At 71.1% G+C, this 20,902-nt stretch carries 20 protein-coding genes; 12 read left to right on the top strand and 8 right to left on the bottom strand.

Going from position 1 to position 20,902, the window contains the following annotated elements:
• Positions 1-136 precede the first annotated feature (136 nt).
• Both Ari01nite_RS14025 and Ari01nite_RS14030 read left to right on the top strand, forming a co-directional pair.
• A complete protein-coding gene (locus Ari01nite_RS14025) occupies positions 137-877 on the top strand; it encodes an SAM-dependent methyltransferase (RefSeq protein WP_203781659.1) in 741 nt (246 codons plus the stop codon).
• A 4-nt stretch (positions 878-881) separates the two neighbouring features.
• Positions 882-1,310, top strand: a complete 429-nt coding sequence (locus Ari01nite_RS14030) for a PPOX class F420-dependent oxidoreductase (RefSeq protein ID WP_203781660.1) — start codon at positions 882-884, stop codon at positions 1,308-1,310.
• On the opposite strand, the gene Ari01nite_RS14035 is transcribed toward Ari01nite_RS14030, so the two are convergent.
• A complete protein-coding gene (locus Ari01nite_RS14035; protein WP_203781661.1) occupies positions 1,291-2,403 on the bottom strand; it encodes an FAD-dependent oxidoreductase in 1,113 nt (370 codons plus the stop codon). The two genes, Ari01nite_RS14030 and Ari01nite_RS14035, sit on opposite strands and share 20 nt — an antisense overlap.
• Before the next feature lie 57 nt (positions 2,404-2,460).
• Between Ari01nite_RS14035 and Ari01nite_RS14040 the strand changes: the two genes are divergently transcribed.
• Positions 2,461-3,045: a TetR/AcrR family transcriptional regulator gene (locus tag Ari01nite_RS14040; protein ID WP_203781662.1), complete on the top strand. Its 585-nt coding sequence runs from the start codon at positions 2,461-2,463 to the stop codon at positions 3,043-3,045.
• Positions 3,046-3,292: 247 nt separating this feature from the next.
• The gene (locus Ari01nite_RS14045) at positions 3,293-4,258 is read left to right on the top strand and encodes an AraC family transcriptional regulator (protein WP_203781663.1); all 966 of its coding nucleotides are present in this window, start codon (positions 3,293-3,295) and stop codon (positions 4,256-4,258) included.
• 7 nt (positions 4,259-4,265) lie between these two features.
• Here Ari01nite_RS14045 and Ari01nite_RS14050 read toward each other — a convergent pair whose 3' ends face one another.
• Positions 4,266-5,759: a serine/threonine-protein kinase gene (locus Ari01nite_RS14050; protein WP_203781664.1), complete on the bottom strand. Its 1,494-nt coding sequence runs from the start codon at positions 5,757-5,759 to the stop codon at positions 4,266-4,268.
• Between the two features lie 24 nt (positions 5,760-5,783).
• Positions 5,784-6,248, bottom strand: coding sequence for a GNAT family N-acetyltransferase (locus Ari01nite_RS14055; RefSeq protein ID WP_203781665.1), 465 nt, complete (start codon positions 6,246-6,248; stop codon positions 5,784-5,786).
• Between the two features lie 125 nt (positions 6,249-6,373).
• Between Ari01nite_RS14055 and Ari01nite_RS14060 the strand changes: the two genes are divergently transcribed.
• Both Ari01nite_RS14060 and Ari01nite_RS50880 read left to right on the top strand, forming a co-directional pair.
• A complete protein-coding gene (locus tag Ari01nite_RS14060) occupies positions 6,374-6,946 on the top strand; it encodes a PHP domain-containing protein (RefSeq protein ID WP_203781666.1) in 573 nt (190 codons plus the stop codon).
• Between the two features lie 21 nt (positions 6,947-6,967).
• Positions 6,968-8,668, top strand: coding sequence for an acyltransferase (locus Ari01nite_RS50880; protein ID WP_203781667.1), 1,701 nt, complete (start codon positions 6,968-6,970; stop codon positions 8,666-8,668).
• Positions 8,669-8,701: 33 nt separating this feature from the next.
• Here the strand turns inward: Ari01nite_RS50880 and Ari01nite_RS14070 are convergent, their stop codons facing one another.
• From Ari01nite_RS14070 to Ari01nite_RS14080, 3 genes are read right to left on the bottom strand one after another with little or no spacing between them, the layout of a single operon-like run.
• The gene (locus Ari01nite_RS14070) at positions 8,702-9,670 is read right to left on the bottom strand and encodes an acetylxylan esterase (RefSeq protein ID WP_203781668.1); all 969 of its coding nucleotides are present in this window, start codon (positions 9,668-9,670) and stop codon (positions 8,702-8,704) included.
• Between the two features lie 27 nt (positions 9,671-9,697).
• Positions 9,698-11,218 (bottom strand): extracellular solute-binding protein, encoded by a 1,521-nt coding sequence (locus Ari01nite_RS14075; RefSeq protein ID WP_239162738.1) that lies wholly within the window; start codon positions 11,216-11,218, stop codon positions 9,698-9,700.
• A 16-nt stretch (positions 11,219-11,234) separates the two neighbouring features.
• A complete protein-coding gene (locus tag Ari01nite_RS14080) occupies positions 11,235-13,952 on the bottom strand; it encodes an exo-rhamnogalacturonan lyase family protein (protein WP_203781669.1) in 2,718 nt (905 codons plus the stop codon).
• A gap of 148 nt (positions 13,953-14,100) precedes the next feature.
• Between Ari01nite_RS14080 and Ari01nite_RS14085 the strand changes: the two genes are divergently transcribed.
• Both Ari01nite_RS14085 and Ari01nite_RS14090 read left to right on the top strand, forming a co-directional pair.
• Complete coding sequence (locus tag Ari01nite_RS14085) at positions 14,101-15,084, top strand: hydroxyacid dehydrogenase (protein WP_203781670.1); 984 nt, start codon at positions 14,101-14,103, stop codon at positions 15,082-15,084.
• A gap of 76 nt (positions 15,085-15,160) precedes the next feature.
• The gene (locus Ari01nite_RS14090) at positions 15,161-16,231 is read left to right on the top strand and encodes a methyl-accepting chemotaxis protein (protein WP_203781671.1); all 1,071 of its coding nucleotides are present in this window, start codon (positions 15,161-15,163) and stop codon (positions 16,229-16,231) included.
• 21 nt (positions 16,232-16,252) lie between these two features.
• Here Ari01nite_RS14090 and Ari01nite_RS14095 read toward each other — a convergent pair whose 3' ends face one another.
• A complete protein-coding gene (locus Ari01nite_RS14095) occupies positions 16,253-16,798 on the bottom strand; it encodes a dihydrofolate reductase family protein (RefSeq protein WP_203781672.1) in 546 nt (181 codons plus the stop codon).
• Between the two features lie 108 nt (positions 16,799-16,906).
• Between Ari01nite_RS14095 and Ari01nite_RS14100 the strand changes: the two genes are divergently transcribed.
• Positions 16,907-17,701: a LysR family transcriptional regulator gene (locus tag Ari01nite_RS14100; RefSeq protein ID WP_203781673.1), complete on the top strand. Its 795-nt coding sequence runs from the start codon at positions 16,907-16,909 to the stop codon at positions 17,699-17,701.
• Here the strand turns inward: Ari01nite_RS14100 and Ari01nite_RS14105 are convergent.
• On the bottom strand, positions 17,654-18,463 hold the full coding sequence (locus Ari01nite_RS14105) for a sugar nucleotide-binding protein (RefSeq protein ID WP_203781674.1): 810 nt from the start codon (positions 18,461-18,463) through the stop codon (positions 17,654-17,656). The two genes, Ari01nite_RS14100 and Ari01nite_RS14105, sit on opposite strands and share 48 nt — an antisense overlap.
• A 60-nt stretch (positions 18,464-18,523) precedes the next feature.
• Here Ari01nite_RS14105 and Ari01nite_RS14110 point away from each other — a divergent pair, with 60 nt between their 5' ends.
• The 3 genes from Ari01nite_RS14110 to chrA are packed head-to-tail and all read left to right on the top strand — an operon-like array spanning position 18,524 to position 20,858.
• On the top strand, positions 18,524-19,063 hold the full coding sequence (locus Ari01nite_RS14110; protein WP_239162739.1) for a Chromate resistance protein ChrB: 540 nt from the start codon (positions 18,524-18,526) through the stop codon (positions 19,061-19,063).
• On the top strand, positions 19,060-19,488 hold the full coding sequence (locus Ari01nite_RS14115) for a chromate resistance protein ChrB domain-containing protein (protein WP_203781675.1): 429 nt from the start codon (positions 19,060-19,062) through the stop codon (positions 19,486-19,488). The genes Ari01nite_RS14110 and Ari01nite_RS14115 overlap by 4 nt, the downstream gene beginning before the upstream one ends.
• Positions 19,485-20,858: a chromate efflux transporter gene (gene chrA / locus Ari01nite_RS14120; RefSeq protein WP_203781676.1), complete on the top strand. Its 1,374-nt coding sequence runs from the start codon at positions 19,485-19,487 to the stop codon at positions 20,856-20,858. The genes Ari01nite_RS14115 and chrA overlap by 4 nt, the downstream gene beginning before the upstream one ends.
• Positions 20,859-20,902: the final 44 nt, after the last annotated feature.

Here is a 20,902-nt window from a genome sequence, read left to right on the forward strand (position 1 = left end):
TGGGGTGGGGCGCGGTGGGGTGGGGCGCGGTGGGGTGGGGCGGGGCGGGGTGCAGCGCGGTGGGGGGCGGGGCGCGGTGGGGACCGGGTGGGAAATCGATGTTGCTTGGGGTGGGGTAGTCGTTAGGGTCGCGGCTGTGAGTGAACCCCCTGCGCTTGGTAACGGGGCGCATCTGCAGTTCATGGGGCCGCTGTCGGAGGCCCGCGCCGGTCGGATCGCGGTGCGGCTGGCGGCGGCCGGGCCGGGCACGGTGGTCGACTTCGGGTGTGGGTGGGGGGAACTGCTGCTGCGGATACTGGCGGCGACGCCCGGCGCCACCGGGGTCGGGGTCGATGTGCACGGGCCGGATCTCGTGCGCGGGCGGGCCAACGCCGAGCGGGCCGGGCTGGCGGAGCGGGTCACCTTTGTCGAAGGGGAGGCGGGGACGCTGCGGCGTACCGCTGATGTGATTTTGTCGCTGGGGGCGTATCACGCCTTCGGGAGCGTGCGGGACGCGCTGGTCGCGTTTCGGGAGATGGTCGCGCCGGGCGGGCGGGTGCTGTTCGGGGCGGAGTTCTGGGAGCGGGAGCCGAGCGCCGAGCGGCTCGCGCGGATGTGGCCGGGGGCGTCGGCCGGGGACTGCACCGATCTCGCGGGGCTGGTCGACAAGGCCATCGACGCGGGGTTCCGGCCGCTGTGGATCGAGACGGTCAGCCGGGACGAGTGGGACGAGTTCGAGTCGGGGCTGGCGTCCGACGTGGAGGAGTGGCTGCTGGCGCACCCGGATCACCTCGAGGCGCAGGCCGTGCGGGAGAAGCTCGACGATCAGCGGAGTATGTGGCTGCGTGGGCACCGGGATGTCATGGGCTTCGCGTACTTGACTCTTGGTGCAGGATGAGGCCATGTCCTTCACCGGCGAGGAAATCGCCTATCTGCGGTCGCAGCCGCTCGCCCGGCTGGCCACGCTCGGCGCGGACGAGCAGCCGGACGCGATGCCGGTGAGTTTCGAGTTCGACGGTGTGGACTTCTGGGTGGGCGGGGTGGGCGAAACCGTGCTGCGCACCCGCAAATTCCGCAACGTCGCGGCCGGGCGGCTGAAGGTCGCGCTGGTCGTCGACGACATGGTGTCGTTCGACCCGTTCATCGCGCGGGGCATCCGGGTCTACGGCGACGCCGACGGGCCGGTCGAGCGGGTCGGCGTGGTGGGGCCCGGTTTCTATCTGCGCATCACGCCCTCGGTTTCGTGGAGCTGGAACATGGCGGGCGAACCGGTGGGCGAGAACTGGTACGAGGCGCGGCGGGCGACCCACGTCAGACCGACTCGTCGTTGAGCACGCTGCTGATGCCGCGCAGCTGCGCCGCGTAGGCCCGGCCGATCAGGGCCGGCGGGATTCTGCCGGCGATGACACGTACCGGGAATGGCATTGGCTTGTTGGTCTTTTCGCTTGCCGCACGCCGGGAGACCTTGCGCACACGGCGGGCCCGTAACGACTCGTAGCGACGGAGCGTGCCGGGGATCGACGCCGGGTCGGCACGCAGCGTGCGGCTGAGCAACCACGCATCCTCGAGGGCCTGGTTGGCGCCCTGTGCCTGGGTCGGCGGAAACGCGTGCGCGGCGTCGCCCAGCAGCGTGGCAGACCCGCAACCCCAATGATCCGGTACGCGGTGCGTCACGTGCCCGAACGACGCGGCCTGATCGTCGCGGACCTGGTCGAGGAGCCGCCCGACCAGCGGGCCGTAACCGGCGAAACGGGCGGCCAGCGGCCCGTCCAGCGGCCGGTGCACGTCGAACCACCACATCAGCAGGCCGTCGCCCGAGGGCAGCATGCCGACCAGTCCGGCGTCGCCGACCACGCAGACGCCGGTCGTGCCGGCCGCCAGGTCGGGCAGCGCGGGGGTGAGGCCCTGCCAGGTGGTCCACTCGTTGGGGGCGGCGGGCGCCGGGTCGAGGATGGCGCGACGGACCGCGGACCGGTGACCGTCCGCACCGACCAGGACGTCGGCCTCGTGATGGTCACCGTTGGTGTCGACGGCCGTCACCCCGTTGCGGTGCACGTCGACGCCGGCGATCTCGCGGCCGAACTCCACGTCGACACCGCGCGCCAGATGCTCGACCAGTCGGTCCCGGGGCACCGACGTCACCGGGAAGCCGGTGCGCCGGGCCGGCACGGACAGGTCGGCGGTGACGATCGTGCGGCCGTCGGCGGCGTCGAACCGCAGCGTGTCCAGCCGCCCGCCGAAGCCCGCGAGCGGCGCGCCCAGCCCGGCCAGCGCCGCCGCGCCGTTGCTGAAGATCGTCACGGCCGCGCCGCCGGTCCGCAGGCCGGGGGACTGCTCGAGGACCCGTACGTGATGACCGGACCCGGCCAGGCCGCGGGCGAGCGCGAGTCCGCCGATGCCGCCCCCGGCGATCACGATTTTCACGGCGCCTCCCCATTCACTACGAGCGTTGTACTACGAATGGTGTCATAGGATGAGCCGGTGCCGCCACCGAACGAGGAGCGCCGGGCCGCGCTCGCCGACGCCGCCATCGCCCTCCTCGTCGAGTCCGGCGTGCACGGCGTGACGCACCGGGCCGTCGACCGCCGCGCCGGGCTGCCGGCCGGGACCGCGTCCAACTACTTCCGCAGCCGCGAGGCCCTGCTGGTGGCCACCGCCCACCGGATCGTGGCGCTGCACCAGGCCGACATGGCCGCGGCCGTCCGGGGTGGCGGGTCCGCGGTGGACCTCATCGCGGAGTCGTTGCTGCTGGCCGCGGGACCGCAGCGGGCGCGGTACCTGGCTGTCTTCGAGCTGCGCCTGGAGGGGCTGCGGCGGCCGGCGCTGGCCGCGGCGCTCGACGAGTTGATGGCCGCGATGGCCGGTTTCACCGGCGAGCATCACGCCGGGCTGGGGCTGCAGATCCCGCAGGCTGCGGTCCTCACCATGCTGGTGATGTACGGCGGGGCGCTGTTCGCGCTGGTCACCGGGCCGCCCGAGGCGGTGGTCCCGGAGGTGGCGCGGCCGCTCGCGGTGGCCATCGTGGCCGGCGGACTGGCTGCGGCCGATTCTCCCGGACGGGGCTGACAAGACGGGCGGACTGGCTGCGGCCGATTCTCCCGGACGGGGCTGACAAGACGGGCGGACTGGCTGCGGCCGGGGTCTCCGGGGCGGGCCTGACCAGGGGACGGGCGGGGGCCGCGGCCGAGTCTCCCGGGCGGGGCTGGCAGGTGGCGATCGCGGCGGGCAGACTGGCCGCGGTCGAGTCTCCGGCGTGCCTGACGCGTTCAACGCCCGGTAGCTAGGGCATGCTGGCGGTGAAGGAGGACGCGCGATGCGGGATCGGCTGGTGCGCAGCGTTGTGTGGACGCGCGATCAGGACACTGCGGTCGAGGTGATCAGCGGGCTGGTCGAGCACAGCGCCCGGATCCGCATCGCCGACCCGGACGAGGTGCAGTTCGAGGTGCGCGCGACCAGCGTCGCGGACTGGGGCGGCGACCAGGTCGACGTCTCCGGTGCCCGGTACGCGGCCGACGTCCCACCCCTGCCGTTCCTGGTCGCAGGCGTTTTCACGGACGGGCACGGGGTGCTGCGGTCCGGCGGCCAGGACATTGCGGTCGGCGCCGGCGACAGTTTTCTCTATCCGCTCGCGGCGCCGTTCCACTGCGACTACCAGAACGCGTGCATACAGTACCTGCGAGTGCCGCCCACCTACGCCGCCGGCCTCGCCGAGGAGGTCAGTGGGCTGCCCGCCGTCGACCTGCGGTTCCTGTCCGTGATGCCGGTCTCCACGACGATGCGTGAGTTCTGGGCCGCCACCGTGCACTACGTGGTGGGCCAGCTCAACACCGCCGACCTGGACCTGCCGCCGCTGGTCGCCGACCAGATGCTGCGGCTGGCCACCGGCTCGCTGCTACGGGCCTTTCCCAACACCACCATGACAGCGGTACGCGCGCCGGCCGCGGGCCGGGTCACGCCGGCGGTGGTACGCCGTGCCGTCGCCTATATGGACGCGAACGCCGACCGGCCGGTGGCGCTCGCCGAGGTGGCCGCCGCCTCGGGTGTCGGCGTCCGGGCCCTTCAGCTCGCGTTCCGCCGGCACCTCGACCTGACGCCGCTGGCCTACCTGCGCCGGGTGCGCCTGCACCGGGCGCACCGCGACCTGGTGGCGGCCCAGCCGGGCGACGGCAGCACGGTCGCCACCATCGCCCGTCGCTGGGGCTTCGCCAAGGCCAGCCGGTTCACCGCGGTCTACCAATCCACCTTCGGCGAACTGCCCAGCCACACGCTGCGCACCTGAATTCCGGTCAGGACGGGCGGCTGTACCGGTTGTCCTGCCAGATCTTGCGCAGCCGGGCCAGCGACTGCTCGGTGTCCGGCATCCGCTTGGTGCGCAGCAGCAGGGCCAGCGGCGGGTCGCTGACCGGGTGGTTGTCGAACCAGATCTGGTCCTGCCAGTCCGGCTTGGCCGCGTTGCCGACGTTCACCTCGTACTCGCGGTAGAGGCCGGTCTTGCCGTCGGGCGTGGTGGCCGTGCCGCGCTCCAGCGTGACGGCGCCGGCCTTGGGCTCCATGCCGTCGTTCTGCTCGCGTTTCTGATTGCGGTAGTCGCCCGGCCGGTAGCGGATCAGATAGAGCCAGGTGATGTCGTCGATCTTGCAGCTCCAGCGTTCGGCCTGGTCCTGGCCGGGCCGGCCGTCCAGCGAGCATTTGTCGTACGGCCAGCCGGGCGCGAACGCGCGCAGGTCCTGCGGCACCCCGGTGGCGGTCGTGGTCCCGGTGGCCACGGTGCGGTCCCGGTAGATCTTGATGCCCACCGCCGCGGACGCCAGCAGCGCCAGCGCCGCGATCACGGCTAGCACCTTCGGGGCCCGTCGCGGCGGCTTGCGGCCGTACTCGGTGCCGGGCGGCCGGATCGCGGTCGGCGGTGGCTGCTGCGGCGGCGGGGCAGTTCGTTGCCGGGGCACGGCCGGCGCCGGTCGTGGCGAGCCGGCCGTCTCGATCGCCTTCACCAGGTCGGCCGCCGAGGCGTACCGCTCCTGGGGTTGCTTTGCCATGGCTTTTTCAACAATGTGCCGTACGCCCGCGGGTACGTTGCCGGGCAGCGGGTCGGGGGCCTTGTTGACGTGCATCATGGCCACCGCGACCGCGTTGTCGGCGTGGAACGGCGGCCGGCCGGTGAGGCATTCGTAGGCGACGATGCCGAGCGAATAGATGTCGGACTGCGGCGAGGCGCCGGAACCCTCGAAGAGTTCCGGTGCCATGTAGGTCGCGGTGCCCAGATCCTGCCCCTGCTGGGTGAGCACGCTGGCGGTCGGCGTCTGGGCGATGCCGAAGTCGGTGAGCACCACCCGGATGCGGCCGGCCTCCTCGTCGTCCTCGTCGGGGCTGCGCAGGAGCAGGTTGGCCGGCTTGATGTCGCGGTGGATCACGCCCCGCCGGTGCGCCGCGTCCAGCGCCCGGGCCGCCTGCGCCATGATCGTCATCGCCTCGGCCGGTGCCAGCCGCCGCTCGCTCAGCAGGCCGGCCAGCGAGCCGCCGGTCACGTACTCCATCACGATGAGCGGCCCGTCCGGCGCGTCCCACACGTCGTAGATGTCGATCACGTTGTCGTGCTTGACGCTGGCCATCGTGCGGGCCTCGCGCCGGAACCGCTCGACGAACAGGGGATCGCCGGCGAGCAGCGGCAACGGCATCTTGAGCGCCACCTCGCGCTGCAGCACGGTGTCGCGCCCACGCCAGACCTGACCCATCCCGCCGTCGCCCAGGAGGTCCAGACGTTGATACCGCTCGCTCCCCATGGCACTCAGATTATCGCCGGGTGTCTAAAGGTCGAGATCAAGTTCGTAACGCAACAGCACCGGATGCGGGGCGAACGAACTGCGGCTCTGCCAGGCGGTGCGGCGCCAGCCCATTTTCTCGTAGAAGCGGCGGGCGCGGTGGTTCTCCTCGAAGACCCGCAGGAACGCGGGCGCCTCCAGCTTCGCCACGATTTCGGCATGGGCCCCGGCGGCGAGGCCGGTGCCCCAGGTGTCGACGGCGGTGCCGAAATGCAGCAGTTCGGCACCGCGGATCGCGACAAAACCCTCGATCCGGCCGGGGATCCGTTCGATCACGTGGACGTCGATGTCCGGGTGCGCGATCTCGGCCGCCCAGCGCCTTTCCAGATCGGCACGCGGGAACGGGTGGGTGTCCTGCGGAAAGATGGAATGCAGGGCGAGTACGGCGCCGGCCTCCTGCACGTCCAGCAGGGCGGGCAGATCCGGGAGGCGGGCGGCGCGGAGCAACACCTGAGAAAGCTATCCGACGGAGGTCGTGTTGGTGTCTTTGCCCCCGGACAACCGACGCCGGCATTCTGACGCCACCCGCATTTGACGCGCCCGGCTATCTGGCGGCGATCGCGCGCTGCCGCGAGATGTTTCCGTCGCTGCGCATTCTGAGCGGCGTCGAGATGGGCGAGCCGCACTGGCACGCCGCGGCCTGCGCCGAGGTGCTGGCGGCCGGTCCGTTCGACCGGCTGCTGGGCTCGCTGCACTGCCTGCCGTTCGGCGACAGTTACACCGAGCCGTGGAACCTCTACCAGTACCGCGACGCCCCGCCGGTGGTCCGCGATTACCTGGCCGGCGTGGCCGAGATGGTCGCCACCGACGCGGCATTCGAGGTGCTGGCCCACATCGACTACCCGGTCCGCTCGTGGCCGCTGCGCGCCGGCCCGTTCGATCCGTGGCTTTTCGAGGACGAGTTCCGGTACGCGCTGCGGGCCACCGCGACGTCCGGCCGCGCCCTGGAAATCAACACCCGCATTCCGCTGCACCCGGCGATCCTGCGGTGGTGGCACGAGGAGGGCGGGGAGGCGGTGACGTTCGGCAGCGATGCGCATACGCCGGAACTGGTGGCGCACGCTTTCGCCGAGGCCGCGGAAATGGCGTCCGCACACGGCTTCCGCCCCGGCCGCAATCCGCACGACCTCTGGGGCCGGACGGACTGATCCGGGTGGTAGACCGGAGGAATGCGATTCGACTACTCGCCGTGGCTGTTCTGGTCGGAGGCGGATGAGGACGAGCAGAAGCGCCAACTCGACCTGCAGGACGGGCTGGCGTACGACTTCGGGGAGCGCTGTTTTGTCTCCGCACTGGCCTCGGTGCAGAACGACCAGCTGACCCTCGGGCCGGGGAGTTACATCGCGGCCGGGGCCTATCTCACCGGGGAACTGCGGGCGGGGCGGGACTGCACGATGAACCCGTACACGGTCATCCGGGGAAGCATTGTGCTGGGCGATGCGGTGCGGATCGGGGCGCACACGTCGCTGCTCGGGTTCAACCACACCATGACTGATCCGGACGTCGAGGTGCACCGGCAGCCGCTCACCAGCCGGGGCATCCGGATCGGTGACGACGTCTGGATCGGGTCGCACGTGGTGATCCTGGACGGCGTGACCGTCGGTGACCGGGCGGTGGTGGCCGCGGGGGCGGTGGTCACCAGGGACGTGCCGGCGGGCGCGGTGGTGGGCGGCAACCCGGCGCGGATTCTGAAGTGGAGGGTCCCACCGGCGGGCGGATTGTCCGGCGATGCCGCCTCGACCACCCAGCCGAAATCCGATTTATCCGGCAAGGCCGCGGAAGGCGAGAGCTGGGACCGCCGGGGTGATGTGGCCGGGGCGGTTGCAGGGTTCGCGACCAGGGCGCGCGAGCAGGCTGAGGCGATTCTCGACCGGTGCTTCGTGGACGGGCTGTTTGTCGACCGCCCCGGCGAAGCGCCCACCGTGCGGGCACAATGTGACGCCGTCGAGATTGCTGATCTGCTGCTGGGGGAGGCGCCTCGGCACCTGCCCGCCGAGGCGCAGGTGCGGCGGCTCCGGGAGTGGCAGGACCCGGACACCGGGATGGTCGGGGCGCTGCGGTCCGGCGGCGGGCAGGAGCGGCCGGAGCCGGGGCTGTTCGACGAGGCCGCCGGGTATCACGTCTTGTGCGTGGGCTACGCGCTCGACCTGCTGGGGAGCCGGTTTCCGGAGCCGGTCCGGGTGGTGGCCGCGGCCGGCGCCGAGGAGATCGTCGCCGGGCTGGAGCGGCAACCGTGGCGGACCAGCGCGTGGAGTGCCGGGCACTGGGTCGACATCCTGGGCACGGCCGTGCACTGGAACCGGGCCATGGGCGAGCGCGGACGGCCGGGAGCGACCGAGGCGCTGTTCGGGTGGTTGCTCGCGCACGCCGACCCGGCCACCGGCATGTGGGGGAGCGGCCGGCCGGTGGACGGCCTGCTGCAACCGGTGAACGGCTTCTACCGGGCGGCGCGGGGGACGTTCGCCCAGTTCGGGCTGCCGGTCCCGTATCCGGAACGGGTTGTCGACACCGTCTTGACACATGCCGCGGACGTGCGGGTCATCCGGCCGGAGCGGCAGAACGCCTGCAACATCCTGGACATCGCGCATCCGCTCTGGCTCGCCCGGCAGCAGACCGCGCATCGCGCCGACGAGGTGGCCGGGCTGGCGCGCGGGCTGCTGCGGGACGCTCTCGGGCACTGGACCGACGGGCAGGGGTTCGGCTTCCGGGCGCCGCACCCGACCACGACCGGCGACCCGGCCACCGTACCGGGCCTGCAGGGCACCGAGATGTGGCTGGCCGTCCTCTGGTATCTCGCCGACCTGGCCGGGGTGGCGGAAGGTCTCGGCTACCGGCCACGCGGCGTGCACCGCCCGGAGCCCGCCGGCTAGCGAGCGTCCGGGTTACGAGGGCTGCGCGTCTGTCTAGGCGAGCAGCTTGGCCACGTAGCGCAACTGGGCGCCGACGTTGAAGGCGCCGCCGCCCTCGTGGCCGTTGTAGGGCCACACGGTGATCTCCTTCTGGCCGGCGTAGTGGTTGTACGCCGCGAAGACCGTCGACGGCGGGCACACCGCGTCCATCAGCGCGACCGAGAACAGCGTCGGCGCGGTCGCCCGGGCGGCGAAGTTGACGCCGTCGCAGTAGCTCAGCGTCGTGAAGACCTGGTCGACCTGGTCGCGGTGGGTTTTCAGGTACGCGACCAGTTCGCCGTACGGGTATTCGTTGGTGATCTCGGTGGCCCGCCGGTAGTGGCACAGGAACGGCACGTCCACCAGCACCCCGGCCAGGCCGTCGGACAGCCCGGCGGCGGCCAGCGCGATGCCGCCGCCCTGGCTGCCGCCGGAGACGACCACCCGGGCCGGGTCGACCGCCGGGTGGTCGCGGACCGTGTCGACGGCCCGGACCGCGTCGGTGAACACCCGCCGGTAGTAGTACGCCTCCGGCGACGTGACGCCCCTGGTCATGAACCCGGGTGTCTGCGGCGTGCCGCTCGGGTCCGGGTCGGGGGTGTCGCCGGCCTGCGAGCCGTTGCTGCCCTGCCCGCGGGTGTCCATCACGAAATGCGCGTAGCCGGCCGCGCTCCAGGTCAGCCACTCGTGCGCCAGCCCCCGCGCGCCGTTGTAGCCGATGTACTGCACGACGCAGGGCAGCGGCCCCTCGGTGCCGCGCGGCAGCACGAACCAGCCCCGCACCGGCTGGCCGTCGAAGCCGGAGTAGGTCACGTCGAAGACCTCGACGGTGGCCAGGCCCGCGTCGTACGGCACGAACTCCGCGGGCCTCGCCTTGTCGCGCGCCTGTTGCCTGGTCGCGGCCCAGAACGAGTCGAAGTCGCCCGGTTCCTCGCGCTCCGGCGCGTACTTCCGCAACTGCTCCAATGGCCAGTCGACCAGCATGCAGACCTCCCGATGAAAAGCTCCGGCCTACTTCTTTACCAGTTCGTTGACCTCCTGCGCGATCTTCGTCCCGCCGCCGTCGTACCAGCGCTGGATCTCGGCCTTCAGGCCGGCCTCGTCGATCGTGCCGGACAGGTACTTGACCCGGGCGTCCGAGACGATCTTTTCGATGTTGGCGCCCACCTGCACCGCGGTGGGGGCGACCACGCCGAGAGCCGGGTTGTGCACGGCCGTCTTGAGGTCCTCCACCATCAACTGCTTGCGCTCCTCGATCAGCGCGGCCTTCGCCTCGTCGACGGGCTTCTCCTCGTACGCGGTCGTGCCGACGCTGGACCGGGTGCCGAGCTGGATGAACGCCTTGTCCACGTCGTTCTCGATCAGCTTGACGGCCGGGTCCTCCTGGTTGATCGGGACCGCGTATTCGCCCTCGGCCTTGAAGTTGCGGCCCTCGATGCCGTTGGTGAGCAGGACCGAACCCTCCTTGGACTGCAGCTTGTTGAGCACGGCCAGCACCTCGTTCAGCTGCTCCTCGGTCTTGATCCTCTGCTTGGAGATGGCGAGCACGTTGAGGTAGCCGGAGAACGGCAGGGAGAACTTCTGGCCGTCGGCGCGCTTGAGGTTGCCGGTCTGCACGACCTTGTCGAAGTCCTTGGGGTCCTTCTCCTTGAACAGGTTGAACAGGTCGGTGGACTTGATGTTGACGTCGATGATGATGCCGCCCTTGCCCTGCACGAACGGGTCCATCCAGTTGCCGGTGTCGAGCGTCGCGAAGTCGGGGTTGACCAGGCCCTCGTCGATCCACTTCTTGAGCTCGCGGTTCGCGGTCAGGAACTCCTCGGTGTCGAAGCCGGGCACCAGCTTGCCGTTGCGCTCGCCCCAGCCGTTCGGCGCCCCGTGCCAGGTCTCGAACGCGTCGTAGGGGCTGGAGCTGCTGTAGCCGCCGGGCCACTTCGGGATGATGAGCCCGTACGTGTCCTTCTTGCCGTTGCCGTCGGGGTCCTGCTCGGTGAACGCCTTGGCGACTTTGTAGAGGTCCGGGACCGACTCCGGCTCGGGCAGGCCGACCTTGGCGAGCCAGTCCTTGCGGTAGGTGACCGACGAGCGGAGCAGCGGACGGGCCCGGTAGATGCCCCAGGTCTTGCCGTTGACCTGGACGTTCTTGGCGATCTGCGGGTCGGCCGGCTTGAGGTTCTCGTACTGGTCCAGCTTGCCGGTGAGGTCCCAGAACGCGCCCGCCTCGGCCGCCTTGATGAAGGCCGGCGCCTTCTCGTTGGCGACCATGATGTCGGGCAGCTTGTTGGACGCGAGCGTGACGTTGCTCTTGTCGCCGTAGTCCGGGTTCGGGACCCAGGTGATGTCGAGCTTCTTGCCGATCAGCGCCTCGACGGCCTTCTGCATCTCGCCGTTCGGGTTCGGCGCGGTGCCGTGCAGATTGGACATGATGGTGAGGGTGTCGAGGTCGGCCGCCTGCTCGTCGTCACCGCAGGCGGTGACCGTGAGGGCGGTGGACAGGGCGAGAGCGGCTGCCGCCAGCCTTCTTATCTTCATGGGATCCGTTCCAAGGTCAGATCTGGTCGGGGACGAGCGCGAGGCACTGGATGGCCGCGAGGCCGTACTGCGCGCTGGCGTTGGCCGAGATGCCGGCTTCGTCGATCGGGTTGAGCACGAGTGGGCCCTCGATGCGGCGGGTCGCGAACGAGTGGCTCTCCGGGTAGCCGGCGTGCCCCGTGCGCAGCTCCTGCCAGGCCCGCCGGGCCAGCGTCTCGTCGCCGAGCTGCCGGGAGGCGTACGCGGTGGCCCGTGAATAGGCCTGGCGGAGGTTGAGGTTGCCCCAGGTGGCGCCGGTTTCGGCGATCTGATCGGCCACCGGCGAGTTGTAGAGCCGGCAGAACGCGACCCACTGCTTCCGCACGGTCTCGTCGTCGATCAGCGGGATCAGCTCGGTCATCAGCTCGATGAGCCCGAACACCGAGCTGAGGCTGCCGACCGACACCGAGTTCTCGCCGGTCTGGGTGAACCGGCCGTCGGCCAGGTTGTAGGTGCGGCCACCCTGCACCCAGTGGTTGGGCATGGCCGCGATGGTGGTGGCGCCGTTGATCAGCTTGGTGCGGGCGATCGGGTCGCCGTTGCGTTCCCATTCGGTGAGCCAGGCCATCGCCAGCGCACCCCAGTCGGTGGTGGTGCCGACGAGCAGTTTCGCGGGGTCCGGCTCGAACGGTTCGGTGGTCAGCTTGCGGCCCGGATTCAGCACCAGGAAGGTGCGGTCCGAGTCGATCAGTGAGTGCATGACGTCGCCGAGCCGCTCGTCGGCCGTCAGGTAGTAGAGGAAGCGCTTGTAGCCGGCGTTGCTGATGCGGACCTGCTTGGCGCTGTCCGCCCAGTGCAGGACGCCGTGCCGGGTGCCCAGGCCACGCCACTTGCCGAGGTGGTAGGTGTCGACCTCGCTGGTGTGCCGGGTCATCGCCTCGGCGTACCGGTAGGCCTTGGCGTCGCCGGTGCGCAGGTAGTGGTACCAGAGCCACAGGTCGGTGGACAGCTCGGAGTTGTCCCAGGCGTAGCCGCCGACGTCGTACGACCAGGTGTGCCGGGTGCCGTCGTAGCTGTGCATGATGTCGCCGTAGTCCCAGAACCCGTACCAGGACTGCTGGTCGGTCTGCACCAGGTGGGCGGCGTGCATCTGGGCGAGCTTGTCTTCGATCACCACCTTGGCGGGTGCGGACCGGTCCACGGGCGCCCACGAGCCGAAGACGCCGGCCGAGTGGTTGTGCTGCGGGCTGCTGGCCAGCAGCGGGGGAGTGGCGTTGGCGGCGGCCAGCTGGCTGAACCGCTCGCTCGTCGGGGTGGCGCCCAGCGCCCAGAAGGTCAGCTCGGTGGTGCGGGCGACGCCGTACGGGGTGCCGAAGCCGGGTTCGTAGTCCTCGTACGTGATCTCCAGGGCGTCCAGCTGTTCCGGGTACGTGTCCTGCCCCAGGCCGTCGTGGAAGAAGCGCAGGTCCATCGCCTCGGCCCGGGGTGACCACATCCAGACGGTGGCAGTGGCCTCCTCGGTGGCGGCGCCGCCGATCTCCAGCTCGGTGGGGTGCAGCTGCCAGAAGTTGCGCATGCCGAAGGCCAGGCCACCGGTCGGCGAACCGACGTAGGCCAGCCCGGACGCCCGGCCGCCGCCGTCCACCCGGATCCAGGTGTGCCCCGGCTTGGTCCGCTTGTGGATCTCGAAGCCGTGCGCGTTGAGCTGGCGCAGGCTGTAGTCGTCCCAGGTGGGGATCCAATGCAGCCGGGTGGTCACCCGCTGGTCCCAGGTGGCCGGGTCCGGGGTGGCTTTGCCCTCGTACTGTGCCTGCCGGACGGCCGCGCCCGGATCGCGCCGCAGCCCGGTGATGCCGCGCACCGCCTCGGCCAGCACGCCGTTGCCCTCGCCGGCGAACCGGACGTGCCGGTCGTGCGGCTCGCCGCGCATCGGCACGGTGAACTGCACGCCCAGACCGCTGATGAAGGACTTCTGCTCGTTGCCGTCGTAGAAGAAGGTGTGCACCACGCGGATCGCGTCAGAACCGGCAAAGAGATAGAACCTGAGCACGTACGGGAGCCACGCGTGCCGCCCGCGGCGGTGCTTGCCCTCGACCTTGACGACGGCGCGGACCGGCCCTTTCTGCTCGACCTTCACCGAGTCGACGACGCCGGTGAACGACTCGGTGCGGACCGTGGCGCCGCCCTCGCTGCTCGGCCGGTCCTGACTGGACGCGACCAGCCGGCCGTCCTTCGCGATGATCGTCTCGCCGCGCCGGATCGCGGTGACCACGTGCTCGCCGGACCGCGCGAAGGTCACCGCGATCACGCCGGTGTCGACGGTGATCTGCTTGCCGGCGGTGACCGTGATCGGCGTCTCCGGTGCGGCCGGTGCGCCGGCCGCGAGCTGATAGGTCTCGGCACGGCCGGCGGCTCCGCTGACCGCGTGCGCGGTCCACTTCAGGGAGCCGTCCGGCCACCAGGCGGTGGGCCAGGTCTGCACCGGCACCGCCGCGCCGGCCGCGGTGGTGACGGTGAACTGCTGGTCGGGGCCGAAGGCGCCGCGTGGCCAGGGGACGCCCCAGGTCGTGCCGGCGGCGAGCTCGGCCGGGGTGCCGCCCTCGAGCCAGCGCAGCGGGACCGGCTCGTGGCCCTTCAGGTCGGTGGGGACGGCGGCCTTTATCTGCGTCGCGGCGGCTTTGCTGGAGAACGGCAGGATCGCCGCGGCACCAGCGGCTGCGGAGGCGAGGACGGTGCGTCTGCTTACTTGGGGCACGGCGGAAACTCCTAGTACGTCGAGGACGGACGCATGGAACCGTTTACTAAGCCGGGATCGCAACACACGCGTCGGAGGCATGTCAATATGCCAATATTCAGGGGAACGAAAGTAGGATACGTTTTACCTCTACGACCTGGAGCGTCCCGTGACCGTCCGACCGGTTGCCGTCTTCGCCCTCCAACCGTGGGCCCGTGACGGCGCGTTCCCGCCCGACGTGCTGCACCGCCTCACCCGCCTCGTCGACATCGACCCGGCGGTGGCGCTCACCTCGTTCCGGGATCCGGGGCCGCTGCGCGAGGCGGAAGTCCTGATCACCGGGTGGGGCTGCCCGCGGATCGACGCCCGGGTGCTGGACGCGGCCCCCCGGCTGCGGGCCTGCTTCCACGCCGCCGGCACGGTGAAGAACCACCTCGACCCGGTCGTGTTCGAGCGCGGTCTCGCGGTGTCCTCGGCCGCGTCGGCCAACGCGGTCCCGGTCGCCGAGTACACGGTGGCTGCCCTGATCCTGGGCGCCAAGAACGCGTTCGTCCGGTCCCGCGACTACGGCCGGCCCGGCGACCGGCACCTCGACTCCGGCCTGACCGGTTGCACGGTCGGCGTGGTCGGCGCGTCCCGGATCGGCCGCCTGGTGCTGTCCTGGCTGGAACGTTTCGCGGTGACGCCGCTGCTCTACGACCCCACGGTGACCGCCCGGCAGGCCCGCCAACTGGGCACCGAACTGGTCGACCTGGACACCCTGTGCCGGCGCAGCAACCTGCTGACCATCCACGCGCCGGCGCTGCCCGAGACCCGCCACCTGATCGACCGCCGCCGGCTGGCCCTGCTGCCGGACGGCGCCGTCCTCATCAACACGGCCCGGGGCTCGCTGGTGGACACCGACGCGCTGGTGCCGGAGTGCGCGTCGGGCCGGCTCTCCGCGGTCCTCGACGTCACCGATCCGGAGCCGCTGCCGCCCGGCCACCCCCTGCTGGAACTGCCGAACGTCTTCGTCACCCCGCACCTGGCCGGCGCGCAGGGCCGCGAGGTACGCCGGCTGGGCGAGTTCGCCACCGCCGAGATCGGCCGCTTCCTGCGCGGCGAGCCCCTGCACGGCGCGGTCGAGGCCCACCACCTGGCCCTGACCGCGTGAGGCGGTTTCGGGATTCCGGCTAAGTGGGGACTCTTCGATCCCTATTCTTGGTGGGAATAGACCGATTGGTGGTGAAATGTTGGGTTTTCAACAGTTGTCGGACCGGCGGAAGCCTTCGCTCTTTGCGGACCAGCCGGTCGGAGACATCGTTCCCGGGATCCCGGCGGTCGCCGCGCTCGACAGCGTGCAGGCCAACGTTTTCATCGCCGACCGCGACCTGAACCTGGTGTACGCGAACCCGATGGCGCTGCGGACGGTGCGGAACCTGACCGGCGAGATCCAGCGGGTCTTCGGGGTGTCGGCGCACGACCTGCTCGGCGGGAGCATCCACCGGTTCCACCACGACCCGGCCCGGATCGAGCGCATCCTGCACGACCCGTCGGCGCTGCCCCGGCAGGCGCAGTTCACGTTCGGGTCGGTCACCCTGGACACCGAGATCAACCGGATCACCGACCCGTCCGGTCAGGTGGCCGGCTACATCGTGGCGTGGCAGGACATCTCCGACAAGGTCGCGGCCCAGCACCAGGCACAGGCCGTGACCACCCGGCTGGCCGAGACCGTCGGCAAGAACCAGGAGGTCAGCAGCGCGATCGAGTCGGTGGCCACCGCCATGGAGCAGATGTCGGCCACGGTCAACGACATCGCCCGCAACGGCAGCCAGGCCAGCGCCGTGGTCAGCGACGCGGCGTCGGTGGTGGAAACCGCGGCCCGGACCATGGAGAACCTGAACGAGGCGTCCGAGCAGATTAACGAGGTGGTCACCACGATCTCGCAGATCGCCCGGCAGACCAACCTGCTGGCGCTCAACGCCACCATCGAGGCGGCCCGGGCCGGCGAGACGGGCAAGGGCTTCGCGGTGGTGGCCGGCGAGGTCAAGGACCTGTCCAGCGCTACTCAGGACGCCACCGAGCGAATCGGCGAACTCATCGAGAACATTCAGGTGCTGAGCCAGACCGCAGCCCAGGACATGACCAAGATCGCCGACATCGTGAACACGGCCCGGGACAGCCAAGGCGCGGTGGCGGTCGCCGTCGAGCAACAGACGGTCACCAACGCCAACATTTCCCGCGACCTGGGCCTGGCGGCCCAGCACTCCCAGGCGGTAACCCACGACCTGGCAGCGTTCCTGGAATCCACCACCCACTGACCGGGGTTAGCGCGGCGGGCGTCACGGACGGTAGCGGAGGTTGAGCTCGGCGATCGGGTCGCCGTCGTGCACCCGGTGGAGGCGGACCGGGGCGCCGCCCGGGTTGTCGTAGAGGCGGATGCCGTCGCCGAGCAGGAGCGGGGCGATGTGCAGGTCGATGTCGTCGATCAGGCCCAGTTCGAGCAGTTGGCGGCCGATCGTGGGGGAGTGCACCTCGACGTTCTTGCCGCCGGCCGCCTCCCTGGCGATGCGGACGGCCTCGGCGGGGCCGCAGTTCAGGAACGTGACGTTGTCGAACGGCTCGGCGTCCTCGGGGTGGTGGGTCAGCACGAAGACCGGGCCGGGCCAGTCGCCGTAGGGGCGGGCACCCGGTGCCGCGTCCCAGCCGTTCCGGCCGCCGAGCACCGCGCCGAGCGTGCTGACGTACTCCTCGACGATCCCGGGACGCCCGGTGAAGCCGGTCATCCAGCTCATGTCGTGGGCCGGGCCGGCCACGAAGCCGTCCAGCGACATCGTGAAATGCCAAAGCACCTTGCCGGCGGCCGTCTGCGGCTCGGGCTCACTCATCGGGTCCTCCTTCGCGGTTGCCTACCCGATCGATCCTGCGCCACGGCCGGCGAAATGATCAACGACCGGCTCGGCGCCGATTGTTCAGTCACGGTGAAGAATGGGGTCATGGAGCGGCAGGAGATCGAGATCTTTCTCGCGCTGGCCGAGGAGCTGCATTTTGCCCGTACGGCCGAACGCCTGCACCTGGCGCCCGCGTCGATCAGCCAGACCGTCAAGAAGCTGGAGCGCCGGTTCGGGGCGCCGCTGTTCACCAGGACCACGAGGCGGGCCGAACTGACCGCGCTGGGCCGGCAGTTGCGCGACGAGCTGGGTCCGGCATATGAGCAGGTGCGGGCGGCGATCGCGCGCGCCGGCCAGGGTCTGCGGGTCGGCTACATGTCGGCGGCCATTGCTGAGCGACTAGTCCCGCTCGTGGCAGAATTCCCGGCACGAGTCAGCATCCGGGAGACCGGGTTGGCCGATCTCTGCGGACCTCTGCGCCGCGGTGAGGTCGACCTGTCGGTGCTGCCGTTGCCCATCGAGGAACCCGACCTCACGGTGGGACCGGTCCTGCTGTCCGAGCCCGCCCGGCTGGCCGTGCCGGCCGATCACGCTGCCGACCGCGAGCACTTTCTGTTCGTCCAGGGCCTCCCCGCGTACTGGATCGACCATCACCTGCCCGCACCCTCCACGACCGCCCGCATCACCACCCTGCCCGGGTTTCAGGAGGTGCTGGCCTACGTGGCCGCCGGGCTCGGCGTGGCGGTGGTCGGGGCGCAGACCGAGCGGCTCTACCCCCGGCCCGGCCTCAAGTGCGAGCAGATCAAGGGCGTTTTCCGGTACGCCTTCGTGTGGCGCGCGGACGACCCGGGCTCACGGCTGCGCGAGGAATTCGTGCGCGCCGCGCAGCCTCGTGCGTAGCACCCGCTGCGCCAGGCCGGTGCCGAGCCGCACGTCGGTGGGCCGGCCGGTGCCTTCCGCGCACGGGATGGCCGCCGGGTCGAGCCCGTCCCGGCGGGCGACCAGCACGCCCAGGTCGTAGCGGCTGATCACGTCGGAGCCGGCCACGTTGAGCACGCCCGCGAAATCGCCGGCCGCCAGTTCGAGCAGCACATCCGCCAGGTCATCGGTGTGCACCGGCTTCCGCAACTCGTTGGTGAACAGGGCACCCCGCACCCGGCCGCCGATCAGATCCCGGGTGAGGATCTCGTGCCCGCCGTTGCCGTCGCCGAGGATGAGCGAGGTGCGGACCACGGCCGCCGCAGGCGCGACCACCCGGACGGCAGTCTCGGCGGCGGCTTTGGCGGCCCCGTACGGATAGACCGGATCCGGCAGCGCGCTTTCGTCGTAGTGCACATCCCGGCCCGAGAAGATCGCGTCACTGGACACGTGCACCAGCCGGATCCCCTCCGCGGCCGCCGCGACGTGCGCTGCGCCGTCCGCGGTGGTCCGCCAATCCCCGCGTTCGCGCCCGACTGCGGTGTGCACAATGGCGTCCGGCCTGACGTCGGCGATCACCTTGCGCACGTCGGCGAGGTCGCGCACGTCCAGTCGTACGCCCGCGGTCTTTGAAGGTTTTTGAAGATAGGTGCCGACGGCGTCCCACCCTGCCGCGGCGGCCCGCCGGAAGGCCCGCCGGCCCAGAGAACCGCTGCCACCCGTGATCAGTAAGCGTCCCCCCACGAGCGTGACGCTACCAACGTGGCTGTTGAATCGCCGTGTAACCGCGGTTACATTGACTGCGTGAGGGAAGTGGGCACGTGGACGGTGCTGGTGTACCGGATACCGCGGGAACCGTCGCGGCCGCGCATCGCGGTGTGGCGCAAGCTGGAGCGACTCGGGGCGGCGCGCCTCGGTGACGGCGTGGTCGGGTTGCCGGCCGACGCGCGTACCCGGGAACAGTTGGACTGGATCGCCGACGAGATCCTCGCCGCCGGCGGCAGTTGCACGGTGTGGCTGTCGCAGCCCGCGACCGTGGCCCAGGAACGGGAGATCGCCGCCGGGATGCGGGCCGCGCGGGCCGCCGAGTACGCGGCCGTGACCACCGAGGCCGAGGCCGCCGTCTCGGCCGATCCGGCGGAACGGGCCCGGGTGCTGCGCCGGCTGCGGGCCGAACTGCGGCGGATCCACCGGCGGGACTTCTTCCCACCGGCCGAGCGCGACACCGCCCGGACCGCGGTGGACGCACTCGCCGGCGCTGGCGACCGGCTCGCCGGCACTCGCGACCGGCTCGCTGGCACTGGCGACCGGCTCGCCGGCACTCGCGACCGGGGGCGGGCATGAAGTGGGTGACCCGGCCGGGCGTGCACATCGACCGCGCGGCCTGCGCCTGGTTGATCCGCCGCCACGTCGACCGCGACGCCGAGTTCCTCTTCGCCGCCGACCCGGCGCTGGCACCGGATGCGACGCCGTTCGACATGCGCGGCGTCGATCTGGGCCACCACGGCGGCGACTGCACCTTCGAGACGATCCTGCGGCGCTACGAACTGCACGACCCGGTCCTGTGGAAGATCGCCGAGATCGTCCACGAGGCCGACATCGAGGACGAACGCTACGACGCACCGGAGGCACCCGGCTTGGACGTGATCCTGCGCGGCCTGTCGATGATCTGCGACGACGACCGGGTTCTGGAGCTGACCGGCCCCGTTTTCGACGGCCTGTTCGAATACCACCGCCGGGCCCTGCTGCTCGATCGGCCGCCGGCATGACCGCGGTGACGCCGCAGCGGGACGTGGTGCCGTTCCGTCAGGCGGTCCGGGCCTGGTTCCTGATCTCGTTGCAGACCTTCGGCGGACCGGCCGGCCAGATCGCCGTCATGCAGCGGCACCTGGTCGACGAGCGCCGCTGGATCGGCCAGCACCGGTTCCTGCACGCGCTCAACTACTGCATGCTGCTGCCCGGCCCCGAGGCCCAGCAGTTGGCCATCTACGTCGGCTGGCTGCTCAACGGCCTGCGCGGCGGCCTGATCGCCGGGACTCTGTTCGTGCTGCCGGGCGTGGTGGCCCTGCTCGCGTTGTCGGCGGTCTACGTCGGGTTCGGTGACACCACGGTGGTCGCCGGCCTGTTTGCGGGACTGGCCCCGGCGGTGGTCGCTGTCGTCGTGCAGGCCGTGTGGCGGGTCGGCGGCCGGGCCCTGAACAATCCGGTGCTGATCGGGTTCGCCGTCGTGGCCTTCCTGGCGCTGGCCGCCTTCGCCGTGCCGTTCCCGATCGTCGTGGCCGCCGCGGCCGTGGCCGGCTGGACCCTGCACCGGTGGCGACCGGCCCTGATCAGCACGGCCGCCGGGCATTCCGGCGCGCAGGACGGCCCCGCTCCGCTGATCCCCGACGACGCGCTGCACCACGACCAGCCGTCGCTGCCCCGGGCGGCAAAGATCCTCGCGGTAGGGCTGGTCGTCTGGTTCGTGCCGGTCGCGCTGGTCGCCGTCCTGACCGGCGCCGGCAGCGTCTTCACCCAGCAGGGCCTGTTCTTCTCCGGCACGGCGGTGGTCACCTTCGGCGGCGCCTACGCGGTGCTGGCCTTCGTAGCCCAGCGGGCGGTCGAACACTACGCCTGGCTGTCCGCCAACGACATGGTCCGCGGCCTGGCCCTGGCCGAGTCCACCCCCGGCCCGCTGATCATGGTGGTGCAGTTCGTCGCGTTCCTGGGCGCCTACCACCAGCCCGGCGCGCTCGACCCGTGGGTGGCCGGCGTGCTCGCCTCGCTGCTGACCACGTGGGTGACCTTCGTGCCGTGCTTCCTGTTCATCCTGCTGGGCGCCCCCTACGTCGAACGCCTGCGCGGCAACAGGGCGTTGTCCGCGGCGCTGACCGGCATCACCGCCGCGGTCGTAGGCGTCATCGCCAACCTCGGCCTGTACTTCGCCGTGCACACCTTCTTCGCCACCAGCCGAACGGTCACGGCGGGGCCACTCCACCTGGAGGTCCCCGCCTTCGACTCGCTACGTCCGGTGTCCGTGGTGATCGCGGTGATCGCGGCGGTGCTCATCTTCCGGTTCCGGTGGTCGGTGCTGCGGGTCCTCGGCGTCAGCGCGGCACTCGGGCTGGCGGCCGGGCTGACGGGCCTGGTAACCGGCTGATTCGCATCGCCGCGCACGCGGGGGCGATGCGGGGCGTCAGCCAC

The organism is Paractinoplanes rishiriensis (assembly GCF_016862375.1).
GTDB classification, from domain to species: domain Bacteria; phylum Actinomycetota; class Actinomycetes; order Mycobacteriales; family Micromonosporaceae; genus Actinoplanes; species Actinoplanes rishiriensis.

What these genes read in the sequence shown, in the direction of transcription:
- Ari01nite_RS14030 (WP_203781660.1), top strand. Translation starts at nt 882, where the DNA reads ATGTCCTTCACCGGCGAGGAAATCGCCTATCTGCGGTCGCAGCCGCTC.
- Ari01nite_RS14045 (WP_203781663.1), top strand. Translation starts at nt 3,293, where the DNA reads ATGCGGGATCGGCTGGTGCGCAGCGTTGTGTGGACGCGCGATCAGGAC.
- Ari01nite_RS14050 (WP_203781664.1), bottom strand. Translation starts at nt 5,759, where the DNA reads ATGGGGAGCGAGCGGTATCAACGTCTGGACCTCCTGGGCGACGGCGGG.
- Ari01nite_RS14060 (WP_203781666.1), top strand. Translation starts at nt 6,374, where the DNA reads ATGTTTCCGTCGCTGCGCATTCTGAGCGGCGTCGAGATGGGCGAGCCG.
- Ari01nite_RS50880 (WP_203781667.1), top strand. Translation starts at nt 6,968, where the DNA reads ATGCGATTCGACTACTCGCCGTGGCTGTTCTGGTCGGAGGCGGATGAG.
- Ari01nite_RS14070 (WP_203781668.1), bottom strand. Translation starts at nt 9,670, where the DNA reads ATGCTGGTCGACTGGCCATTGGAGCAGTTGCGGAAGTACGCGCCGGAG.
- Ari01nite_RS14075 (WP_239162738.1), bottom strand. Translation starts at nt 11,218, where the DNA reads ATGAAGATAAGAAGGCTGGCGGCAGCCGCTCTCGCCCTGTCCACCGCC.
- Ari01nite_RS14090 (WP_203781671.1), top strand. Translation starts at nt 15,161, where the DNA reads ATGTTGGGTTTTCAACAGTTGTCGGACCGGCGGAAGCCTTCGCTCTTT.
- Ari01nite_RS14095 (WP_203781672.1), bottom strand. Translation starts at nt 16,798, where the DNA reads ATGAGTGAGCCCGAGCCGCAGACGGCCGCCGGCAAGGTGCTTTGGCAT.
- Ari01nite_RS14100 (WP_203781673.1), top strand. Translation starts at nt 16,907, where the DNA reads ATGGAGCGGCAGGAGATCGAGATCTTTCTCGCGCTGGCCGAGGAGCTG.
- Ari01nite_RS14115 (WP_203781675.1), top strand. Translation starts at nt 19,060, where the DNA reads ATGAAGTGGGTGACCCGGCCGGGCGTGCACATCGACCGCGCGGCCTGC.
- chrA (WP_203781676.1), top strand. Translation starts at nt 19,485, where the DNA reads ATGACCGCGGTGACGCCGCAGCGGGACGTGGTGCCGTTCCGTCAGGCG.